General features: G+C 71.8%; 9 protein-coding genes and 1 tRNA gene. 1 reads left to right on the top strand and 9 read right to left on the bottom strand.

What is annotated here, in order from left to right:
- The 5 genes from ACFP3V_RS21280 to ACFP3V_RS21260 all read right to left on the bottom strand — a co-directional run.
- Window positions 1-303: protein kinase domain-containing protein (locus tag ACFP3V_RS21280; protein WP_380585777.1), on the bottom strand; the 303-nt coding region annotated here is incomplete at its 3' end.
- 211 nt (window positions 304-514) lie between these two features.
- Window positions 515-1,972 (bottom strand): penicillin-binding transpeptidase domain-containing protein, encoded by a 1,458-nt coding sequence (locus tag ACFP3V_RS21275; protein WP_380585775.1) that lies wholly within the window; start codon window positions 1,970-1,972, stop codon window positions 515-517.
- Between the two features lie 112 nt (window positions 1,973-2,084).
- Window positions 2,085-3,542, bottom strand: coding sequence for a PP2C family protein-serine/threonine phosphatase (locus ACFP3V_RS21270; RefSeq protein WP_380585773.1), 1,458 nt, complete (start codon window positions 3,540-3,542; stop codon window positions 2,085-2,087).
- 134 nt (window positions 3,543-3,676) lie between these two features.
- The gene (locus ACFP3V_RS21265; RefSeq protein WP_380585771.1) at window positions 3,677-4,180 is read right to left on the bottom strand and encodes an FHA domain-containing protein FhaB/FipA; all 504 of its coding nucleotides are present in this window, start codon (window positions 4,178-4,180) and stop codon (window positions 3,677-3,679) included.
- A 10-nt stretch (window positions 4,181-4,190) separates the two neighbouring features.
- On the bottom strand, window positions 4,191-5,072 hold the full coding sequence (locus ACFP3V_RS21260; protein ID WP_380585769.1) for an FhaA domain-containing protein: 882 nt from the start codon (window positions 5,070-5,072) through the stop codon (window positions 4,191-4,193).
- A 343-nt stretch (window positions 5,073-5,415) separates the two neighbouring features.
- Here ACFP3V_RS21260 and ACFP3V_RS21255 point away from each other — a divergent pair.
- A tRNA-Leu gene (locus ACFP3V_RS21255) sits at window positions 5,416-5,499 on the top strand.
- 62 nt (window positions 5,500-5,561) lie between these two features.
- On the opposite strand, the gene ACFP3V_RS21250 is transcribed toward ACFP3V_RS21255, so the two are convergent.
- The 4 genes from ACFP3V_RS21250 to ACFP3V_RS21235 form a co-directional block, all read right to left on the bottom strand.
- Entirely contained in the window at window positions 5,562-6,287 is a 726-nt protein-coding gene (locus ACFP3V_RS21250; protein WP_380585768.1) for an MIP family channel protein, read from the bottom strand.
- A gap of 242 nt (window positions 6,288-6,529) precedes the next feature.
- Window positions 6,530-7,333, bottom strand: coding sequence for a polyphosphate kinase 2 (gene ppk2 / locus ACFP3V_RS21245; protein WP_380585766.1), 804 nt, complete (start codon window positions 7,331-7,333; stop codon window positions 6,530-6,532).
- Window positions 7,334-7,342: 9 nt separating this feature from the next.
- Window positions 7,343-7,792, bottom strand: a complete 450-nt coding sequence (locus tag ACFP3V_RS21240) for a MarR family winged helix-turn-helix transcriptional regulator (RefSeq protein ID WP_380585764.1) — start codon at window positions 7,790-7,792, stop codon at window positions 7,343-7,345.
- Window positions 7,793-7,823: 31 nt separating this feature from the next.
- Window positions 7,824-10,382, bottom strand: a complete 2,559-nt coding sequence (locus ACFP3V_RS21235) for an ATP-binding SpoIIE family protein phosphatase (RefSeq protein ID WP_380585762.1) — start codon at window positions 10,380-10,382, stop codon at window positions 7,824-7,826.
- Between the last annotated feature and the right edge of the window lie 87 nt (window positions 10,383-10,469).

The following is a 10,469-nucleotide window of genomic DNA, read 5'->3' as shown; positions in this document are numbered from 1 at the left end:
GCGCAGGGTGGAGCCCTCGACGTACTCCATCACGATGTACGGAATGGAGATCCCGTCGATGTAGTCCTCGCCGGTGTCGTAGACGGCGACGATCGCGGGGTGGTTCAGCGAGGCCGCGGACTGCGCCTCGCGGCGGAACCGGGCCTGGAACGACGGGTCGCGGGCCATGTCGGCCCGCAGCGTCTTCACGGCGACGGCGCGACCGAGCCGGATGTCGTGGCCGATGTAGACCTCGGCCATACCACCGCGTCCGAGGACGCCGCCCAGCTCGTACCGCCCGCCGAGGCGACGCGGTTCTTCCATGGTTCCAGCCCTCTCCCTCTCCGGCCCGAAGATCCGCTCCCGGGGTACTACCGGTACACGGACAGACCGCTGCTGGCGGATACGCTACCGGGCGCGGTGGCCGATCCGGAGCCGCCCGCCCACTTGAGACCAGACCGGTATGCGTCTGCCCAGCCCGGAGGCGTCAAGGCGGCGCACCGACGAGAGCAAGCTCACGTGCCCGCGCTCCGGCTCACTTGCCCAGGGCGGCCTTCATCATGTTCTTGGCGATCGGCGCGGCCAGCCGCATACCGGAGATCTCGCTGCGCGAGGTGTCACTGGACTCGACGACCACCGCGACCGCCACCTTCTTGTCCCCCGCCTCGGCCCAGGACACGAACCAGGCGTAGGGGTTCTCGCTGTTGTTGACACCGTGCTGGGCGGTGCCGGTCTTACCGCCGACGGTGACGCCCGGGATCTGCGCGGTGGTTCCGGTTCCGTTCTGGACGACGTTGACCATCATCGTCTTCAGCTGGGCGGCCACCTCCGGGGTGGTCGCCTGGGAGAGCTGCGTCGGCGTGGTGGTCTGGATCGCCTGCGTGTTGGGGGCGCGCAGCTGGGAGACCAGGTACGGCTTCATCAGGGTGCCGTTGTTCTCGATCGCCGCGGCGACCATGGCCATCTGCAGCGGCGTGGCCTGGGTGTCGAACTGGCCGATCGAGGAGAGCACGTTCTGCGAGCGGTTGACACCGGTGTCGAAGTTGCTCCGGGTCACCCCGACCGGGATCTCCAGGTCGGAGGTGTTGAAGCCGAACTTCTTGGCCTCCTCGGCCATCCGCGCGTTGCCGATCTTGTCGGCCAGTTTGCCGAGCACCGTGTTGCAGGACACCCGCAGCGCCTCGTTGAGCGAGACGCCGGCGCACTGGTCACCGGCCTCGTTGTGCAGCGGGGTGCTGGTGCCGGGGAGGATGTAGTTGTCCGGGGTGTCGGTACCGGCGTTGATGTCGGTGACCGCTCCGGTCTCCAGCGCGGCCGCGGCGGTGATCAGCTTGAAGGTCGAACCTGGCTGGTAGGTCTGGCGCAGCGCCCGGTTGAGCATCGGCTGGTTCTTGTCGGCCTGCAGCGCCTTCCACTTGTCCGTGAACTCGCTGGTCACGCCGGCGATCTGGCTCGGGTCGTAGGACGGGTAGCTGACCAGGGCCAGGATCGCGCCGGTGGACGGGTCGATCGCGACGGCCGCGCCCTTCTGCACGTTCTTCAGCCCGTTCCAGGCCGCCTGCTGCACCTTGGGGTCGATCGTGGTGACCACGTCGCCGCCCTGCTTCGGCTTCCCGGTCAGCTTGTCCAGCGTGTTGCGGATGAACAGCCGCGAGTCCGTCCCGGACAGGATCGGGTCCTCGACGTTCTCCAGCAGCGTGCTGCCGTAGGCCTGCGAGGAGAAGCCGGTCACCGGCGCGTACAGCGGACCGTCGGTGTAGGCCCGGCGGTACTTGTAGTAGTTGCCGTTGACCAGCAGGTCCTTGGTGACGGCCTTGGAGCCGACGATGATGTCGCCGCGCGGGAAGCTGTACGCCTCGATGACCTTGCGCTGGTTGTGCTTGTTGTCGTTGAGCGCGTTGGCCTGGATGCCCTGCACCCAGTTGGCCCGGACCATCAGGGCCAGCACCAGGATCAGGCAGAACACCGAGACCCGTCGGATCGGTTTGTTCACGCGCTCGGTCCTCTCCTGCCCCGACTGACTGCCCTGCCCCCGGACTCACGACGCCCGGTGCCGCGGCACCGGTTCCGCGGACTCCCGGATCGTACCTGCACCTGATGAGCGGTCAGCTGCTCGGGCACTGCTGCGCCAGCTGGCGCTGCTGTGCGGTCAGCGTGGCGCCGACGGCCGGCGTGGGCGAGGTCGAGGGGTGCGCCGACGCCGACGAGGACGCCGACGGCGCGGGGGAGCCGGACGACTTCGGCGTGGGGCTGCTCGCCTGCTGCTTGGGCAGCGAGGCGACCAGCCGGCAGACGTCCGCCTGCTGCTGCAGCCCGCTGACGGTGCTCTGGGCCTGGCCCAGGCTGCTCGCGCTGATGGTGTTCTTCACCTGGGTCTGCTGGAACTGCGGCAGGTACTTCAGCGCGACCTGCGGCTGGTCCTGGTAGACCTGGTTCAGCCCGATCCCGGCCAGGTTCTGCGGGATGCCCTTGTAGATGGCCACGTGGTCGCCGTTGGCGCCGACGTAGTACTGGCTCTGGGTCCACTGGTAGCCGGCGTAGGCGCCGCCGCCCAGGACCGCGAGGACCACCAGCGCCACCAGGGCGGGGGCCAGCTTGCCGCGCTTCCTGGCGGCCTTGCGCCGGGCCCGGCGGCCGCCCTCCTCGGGCTCGTACTCGTCCCAGGACTCCCACTCGTCCTGGGCCTCCTCCGGGCCGGCGGGCTGCGGACGGCCCAGCGAAGCGGCCCGGGAGGCCGGGGTGTTGTGCACCACATGGTGCGCGACGGTGGGCGGTCCGTCGGCGACCGCGCCCACCACGACCGGGGTGTCGGCCAGGTGACCCGCCGTCAGGTCCTGTTCCGGCACGTCCAGGACGTCGGCCACCACGCAGGTGATGTTGTCCGGGCCGCCGCCGCGCAGCGCCAGCTGGATCAGCTCGCCCACGGTCTGCTCGGGGGCGTAGTAGCTGCCGAGGGTCTCCTCCAGGGTCTGGTGCGAGACCACCCCAGAGAGGCCGTCGGAACAGAGCAGGTAGCGGTCGCCCGCGCGGACCTCGCGGACCGACAGGTCGGACTCGACCTCGCCAGTGCCCATCAGCGCGCGCATGATCAGCGAGCGCTGGGGGTGGGTCGAGGCCTCCTCCTCGGTGATCCGGCCCTCGTCCACCAGCCGCTGCACCCAGGTGTGGTCCTGGGTGATCTGGGAGAGCACGCCGTCACGCAGCAGGTAGGCGCGCGAGTCGCCGATATGGATCAGCCCGGCCCGCTCGCCGGTCCAGAGCAGGGCGGTGAGCGTGGTGCCCATGCCCTCCAGGCTCGGGTCCTCCTGGATCAGCAGCCGCAGCCGCTCGTTGGCGCGCTCGGCGGCCTGCTGCAGGGCGCCCAGCGGGTCGGCGTCGGCCGGCTGCTCGTCCAGGGACACGATGGTGGACAGCACCTCCGAGGAGGCGACCTCTCCGGCCGCCTGGCCGCCCATGCCGTCGGCCACAGCCAGCAGCCGCGGCCCGGCGTAGCCGGAGTCCTCGTTCCCCTCCCGGATCATGCCCTTGTGCGAACCGGCGGCGAAGCGCAGCACGAGGCTCATGTGCCGTGCGCCCCCTTCCCTCGGTGCCCTGCGCGATGCCCCGGTGCAGCGTGCGTTGATGCATCGTACGGTGCGCGCGCCCGCCGGGGGCGCGGCAGGTCGGTTCCCAAGGGCGGCTGTGTCATCGGCGGCGGCTACTTCCGCAGCTCGATGACGGTCCGGCCGATGCGGATGGGCGCACCGGGCTGGAGCGGCGTCGGCGCGGTGAGGCGCTGGTTGCCGAGGAAGGTGCCGTTGGTCGAGTTCAGGTCCTCGACGTACCACTGGCCGGACTGGTCCTGGAAGATCCGCGCGTGCCGGGACGAGGCGTAGTCGTCGTCCAGCACGATGGTGGAGTCGTGGGCCCGGCCCAGGCTGATCGTCTGGCCCTGCAGCGCCACCGTGGTGCCGGCCAGCGAGCCCTGGGTGATCACCAGTTGCGTCGGCCCGGCGGCGGCTCCGCGCCGCGGCGGGGCCTGACGGGCCGTCTGCTGCCGCTGCGCGGGCGGCTGCTGACGCCCCGTCTGGGCGGTCGCGGTACGGCGGGCCACCCGGGTGCCGAACAGGTCGGAGCGGATCACCTGCACCGCGACGATGACGAACAGCCACAGCACGGCCAGGAAGCCGAGCCGCATGACCGTCAGGGTCAGGTCAGTCATGGGGCGCCGATCACCCTTCGGTTTGCCGGTAGACGATGGTGGTGCTGCCCACGACGATCCGTGAGCCGTCGCGGAGCGTAGCGCGCTGGGTGTGCTGCCCGTCCACCACGATGCCGTTGGTGGAGCCGAGGTCGAGCACCATCGACGGCGTGCCGGTGCGGATCTCGGCATGCCGGCGGGAGACACCGGGGTCGTCGATGCGGATGTCCGCGTCCGTCGAGCGGCCCAGCACCACCACGGGCCGGTCCAGTTGGTGCGGCTGCCCGTTGACCTCCAGCCAGCGCCTTCCCCCGGCCGCCGCCCCCGGCGTGCCGGGGAACGGGCGGACGTTGTCCTGGGTCGGCTGCTGGTACGGCGCGGGCGGCTGCACCGCGGGGAAGGCGGGCGCGGTGGGCGGCGGCACGGCCGGCGGCGGGGCGGCCGGCATCGGCGGCACCTGCGGCGGCTGCCAGGCCTGTGCCTGCCGACCGCCGTAGGGCGGCTGCTGGTACGCCGGCGGTGCCTGCTGCTGCGGGGGCTCGGCGGCCTCGATCCGGCTGCGCACCCGGTACAGGCCGGTGTCCAGGTCGTCCGCGCGCTCGAGTTGCACCTTGAGCGGACCCATGAAGGAGTACCGCTGGGCCTGCGCGTACTCGCGCACCATCCCGGCCAGCTCGCCGCCGAGCTGCGCCGAGTAGGGGCTCAGCCGCTCGTGGTCGTGCGGGCTGAGCTCGACGATGAAGTCGTTGGGGACGACGGTCCGGTCCCGGTTCCAGATGCTCGCGTTGTTGTCGCACTCGCGCTGCAGCGCCCCGGCGATCTCCACCGGCTGGACCTCGGACTTGAACACCTTGGCGAAGGCGCCGTTGACCAAGCCCTCGAGGCGCTGCTCGAACTTCTTCAGGGCTCCCACGGTGCACCCCCTTCCCGGGTGTCGTCCCGCCCCGCTCGGTCGCGGGGCCGTCTCTGGCCTACTGATCGTATCTACGCCCGGGGCGGCCGTGCGGTTCCTCCGGCCGACCCCGCCGAAGTCGTACCCCGGAGCCGTGGCGGCCACCCCCGCGCTCCGGCCGCTCACCCGTTCAGCGCGTGGCCGCGGGGGCGGCCGGAAGGGATTCGAGCACACCCCTTGCGACGTGCTACTGTTCTTCTCGTCGGAAGGCGAAACCGCAGGAAACGCGGGGGTCGGCAGGCCGGGAACCACCGGTTTGAAGTCCTCGGGAGAACTTCGGTAGAGTCCACGGCATCACCCAGATGCGCGGGTGGCGGAATAGGCAGACGCGCTGGATTCAGGTTCCAGTGCCCGAAAGGGCGTGGGGGTTCAACTCCCCCCTCGCGCACAGCGAAACTCCGNTGGTGAGTTTCCTCACCAGGCTTAGTTTTTTGCATGGGGTCGCGCACCTCAGTCCACGGCTGGGGCGAGCTCCTCGGCGACGACGATCTCGACGGCCGGCTGCGGGTACAGCACCAGGTGGACGACCGCCGCGAGCACGCCGCCCACCAGCGGGGCGACGATGAAGAGCCACAGCTGGGACAGGGCTCCGTCGCCGGCGAACAGGGCGGGGCCCAGTGAGCGGGCCGGGTTGACCGAGGTGCCCGTGAGCGGGATGCCGACCAGGTGGATCACCGTCAGCGACAGGCCGATGCCGAGACCGGCGAGCGGCGCGGTCGCCATCCGGTGGGTGACCGCGAGCACCACGAAGACCAGCAGGAAGGTCAGCACGACCTCGGCGGCGAAGGCGCCCCCCTGGCTGATGTGCACGGCCGAGCGGCTGCCGTAGCCGTTCGTGCCGAACTTCCCGTGGGTCTCCAGCCCGGGGACGCTCTTGGCGATGCCGTAGAGGATCGCGGCTCCGGCGATGCCGCCGGCGAACTGGGCGATCCAGTAGCCCACGGCGTTGACCGGGTCGATCCGCTTCGCCAGCAGCGCCCCGAGGGTCACCGCCGGGTTGACGTGGCAGCCGGAGATCGGGCCGATGGCGTAGCAGAGCGCGACCAGGACCAGGCCGAAGGCCAGCGCGATGCCGACGGTCTGGATGAACTCCCCGGAGAGGACCGCGGAGCCCACGGCGAACAGGACCAGCAGCAGGGTCCCCAGGAACTCCGCGAGGATGGCACGAACGTTCATGGCGTGGCCTTTCGGGCGATGATCATGCCCTTCGACCGTAAGCACGGGTCGGCCGGTCCCGCGATCGGGAGTGGCCCGCTGGAGTGGCCCCGCCTCCGGCGTGAACGCCGCCGCCCGACCGGCTCCCTTGCGGCAGGGCTCCGACCGCGCGGGTGCGGCAGGCGCCGGGGCTGCGGCCCAGTTCGGTTCGCCGTCCACCGGAGGCCGACCAGGCAGGCGGATCCCCCCGGCCCGGGTCGCGCTCATACCGTCAGGTCGGCCGCGTGGTCGGGGACGTAGTGCTGCTCGTCCCGGGGCGGGCGCTCGTAGCCGCGGGAGGGCGGCCGCTCGGGGAACTCCAGGGCGGGGGCGGGCATGTGGTGGTAGGGGATCACCGAGAGCAGGTGCGCGATCATGTTGATCCGGGCCCGCCTCTTGTCCTCGCTCTCCACGACGTTCCAGCGGGCTTCCGGGATGTCGGTGTGGACGAACATCTCGTCCTTGGCGCGGGAGTAGTCCTCCCAGCGCGTGATCGACTCCAGGTCCATCGGCGACAGCTTCCAGCGGCGCAGCGGGTCGTCGCGCCGCGAGCGGAAGCGGCGCTCCTGCTCGGTGTCGCTGACGGAGAACCAGTACTTGTGCAGCAGGATGCCGTCCTCCACCAGCATCCGCTCGAAGATCGGGCACTGGTGCAGGAAGCGGTGGTACTCGTCCTGGGTGCAGAACCCCATGACCCGCTCCACCCCGGCGCGGTTGTACCAGCTGCGGTCGAACAGGACGATCTCCCCGGCCGCCGGCAGGTGCTGGATGTAGCGCTGGAAGTACCACTGGCCGCGTTCGCGCTCACTGGGCGCGGGCAGGGCGGCGATCCGGGCGACGCGGGGGTTGAGGTACTCGGTGACCCGTTTGATGGCCCCGCCCTTGCCGGCCGCGTCCCGGCCCTCGAAGACCACGACGACCCGGGCGCCGGTCGCTCTCACCCATTCCTGCATGGCGACCAACTCACCCTGCAGGCGCAGCAGTTCCGCCTCGTAGGCCTTCTTGGGCAGTTTGCTCTGCTTCGACATGACCCCACGTTAGGCGCGGTCGGGCACTTCCGAGTTGTACCGCTCCAGGAGTCGGGCGAAGTGGTCGATGTCCTCGTCGGTCCAGGCGGCGAGGCGCTGCAGGAAGGCCTGGCGGCGCTGCTCCTGGACGTCGCGGAGCAGCGCGGCGCCCTGCTCGCTGGGGTGCAGGATCTGGCCGCGCTGGTCCTCGGGGTCGGGGCTGCGGCTGATCAGGCCGAGCTTCTCCAGGCTGGCCACCTGGCGGCTGACCGTGGACTTGTCGAGCAGGAAGTGCGTCGCCAGGTCGGTTCCGCGGCAGCCGCCGCTGTCGCGCAGGTGCTCCAGGATGGCGTAGCTGACCAGGGTCAGGCCGGGGTGGATGCGCGCCGCCATGGCCCGGGCGCGGCGGGAGAAGGCGGTCAGCTCCCGCTGGATGCTGTCGATGCTCGCGTTGCGGTGCCGGACCGCCGGGGTCGTCATGGTTGCAGTTTACAACCAAACCCCCGCTTGGTCACACCCGTGACGGCGGCAGCGGCAGCTCGAACCAGACGACCTTGCCGACCGCCTTGCGGCTGGTGCCCCAGCGCGCCGAGAGCTGGCTGACCAGGCCGAGGCCGCGGCCCTCCTCGTCCAGCAGCTCGGAGGGCTCGAGTGAGGGCAGGTTGTGGTCGTCGTCGCTGACCTCGACCAGCAGCTTGCCGACCCGCATCAACTGCAGTTCGACGCTGCCCTTGGCCACCCGCAGCGCGTTGGTCACCAGCTCGGAGACGAGCAGCTGGGCCGTCTCCGACAGTTCGTCCAGCTCCCAGTGGCGCAGCTGGTCCTCGACCAGGGCGCGCGAGCGGCGGACCTCGGTCTCGTCGAGCGCCAGTGACCAGGAGATGACGTCCTGCGGCGGGATGCCGTCGAAGCGGGCGATCAGCAGGGCCAGGTCGTCGTTGCGGTCCTCGGTGTGCAGCCGCTCCAGGACGGTGTCGCAGACCTCGTCCGGACTCTGCCGCGGGTCGACGATGTCGCCGCAGAGGGCGGCCAGGCCGTCCCCTATGTCGCCGCCGCGCATCTCGACCAGGCCGTCGGTGCACAGCACCAGCATGCTGCCGTCGGTCACCTTGATCTCGGTGGCCGCGAAGGGGACGCCGCCCACGCCGATCGGGGCGCCGGAGGGGATGTCCAGCAGCTCCCCGCGGCCGTCGGGGTGGACCAGCACCGGGGGCACGTGGCCGGCGCTGGCCAGGGTGCAGGTGCGGGCCACCGGGTCGTAGACGGCGTAGAGGCAGGTGGCCAGATGGTCGTCGCCGAGGCGCTGGGAAAGGTTGTCCAGATGCCGCAGGATCTGACCCGGTGGCAGGTCGAGGGCGGCCAGTGTCTGCATCGCGGTGCGGAACCGGCCCATGGCCGCGGCCGAGTGCAGGCCGTGGCCCATCACGTCGCCCACTACCAACGCGACGCGGCTGCCCGGCAGTTGCACCGCGTCGAACCAGTCGCCGCCGACCTCCGCCCGGCGGTCGCCGGGCAGGTAGCGGTGCGCGATCTGGACACCCGGCACGCGGGGCGGGCGGTTCGGCAGCATGCTGCGCTGCAGCGTCAGCGCGGTGCGCGCGGCGGCTCCGTGCAGCCGGGCGTTGTCGATGGACAGGGCCGCGCGGGCGGCCAGCTCCCGGAGATAGGCGGCGTCCGCCCCGCTGAAGGGGGGCCGCTCCGGGTCGCGCAGCAGCGTGAGCAGGCCGAGGACGGTGCCCCGGGCGGCCAACGGCAGCACCAGCAGCGAGCGGCCCTCGAACAGTTCCTGCAGGGCGGGACCGCCCCGGCCGGCCGCGCACAGCGCCGCCGTCTCCGCGTCCAGCCGGTTGGTCTTGATCGGCTCGTTGCGGCGCAGCGCCATGCCGGACGGGCTCTCCGGGTCCAGGGAGAGCAGCGCGCCCACCGGCACCAGATGCCGCCACAGCTCCAGCGAGGGGCCGAACGCCACGGCCATCCGGCGCAGTTGGCCGGCCTCGCCCTGGCGTTCGACGGGCAGGTCGGCGTCGGTCAGCAGCCGCTCGCGCAGCTCCACCGAGGCCAGGTCGGCGATGCCGGGGACGACCACGTCGCACAGCTCGCGCACGGTCTGGTCCAGGTCCAGCGTGGTGCCGATGCGTGCGCCGACGTCGCTCAGCAGCCGCAGCTGCACGTCCGGCGGCGCCACCGGATCGGGCTCCAGCGAGGGCAGAGTCAGCGCGGCGCGCGAGGCCGAGCCGGAGAACGGCCCTGCCGGGCCCGCATCCTGACGGTGCACCAGACGGCCGGACTGCTCCTCGCCGGGGACCGCGGTCAGCCGCGGGGTGGGCAGCAGGGCCGGGGCGCGCCGCCGCCGGGATCGCTGCCGCACCGTCCGGGCGGCGGTCTCGGCCTCGCCCAGCAGCAGCGGGGCCACCGGGAGCCGGGTGCCGTCCGCGAACTGCAGACCCGGGACCTGCCCGGCGGCCAACTGGGTCAGCAGCCGGGAACGGCGGTCCGGGCCGAAGCGCGGCAGCATCGGGGAGAACCGACGCACCGTCAACTCCGTCTGCTCCCGGCCCTCGGCGGGCAGCAGCACCGCCTGCACCCCGGCGAGCGGGGTGCCCGCGCTGGCGAAGGGCAACTCGCCCTCGCCCAGGGCGATCCGCAGGCCCGCCTCGCGCAGCTCCCGGCCGTCCGCGGCGAGCACCAGCAGGCCCTGGCCGGTGGGCTCGACCAGGCGGTAGGCCCAGGCCAGCATCTCCACCGGACGGCTGTCGCGGCCCAGCACCGCCAACTCCCCGCTCCAGGCCGGTTCGTAGGCTGTGAGGTCGTCCAGGTGGTCCAGCGCGTCGCCGATCTGGCCCTCGCGTGCCCCGGCGGAGTCGGCGGTACGGGCCAGCGGCAGCAGACCGCCGGTGGAACGGTCGAGCACGTCGTCCCGGCGGTGGCCGAAGATCTCCTCGGCCGCGTGGTTCCAGTGCGTCAGCCTGCCGTCGGCGTCCACCATGAGGGCGGCCAGGCGGACCAGGGCCACGACCCCCGACGGCGCCCCCTGCGCCGGGCGGGACGTCGCAAAGGTCTCCTCCGCCATGCTCACCCTTTCCTGTCGTGCTGTCCCCGCTGCGGTCGGCCGGTCCGCGTCACCTGCTGTCGTAAGTCTCTTTATTCCGTGGTCGGC

Source organism: Streptacidiphilus monticola (genome assembly GCF_042658505.1).
Classification (GTDB): domain Bacteria; phylum Actinomycetota; class Actinomycetes; order Streptomycetales; family Streptomycetaceae; genus Streptacidiphilus; species Streptacidiphilus monticola.
The sequence above is the reverse complement of the archived record's forward strand: the minus strand, read 5'-3'. Positions and strand labels throughout refer to the sequence as shown.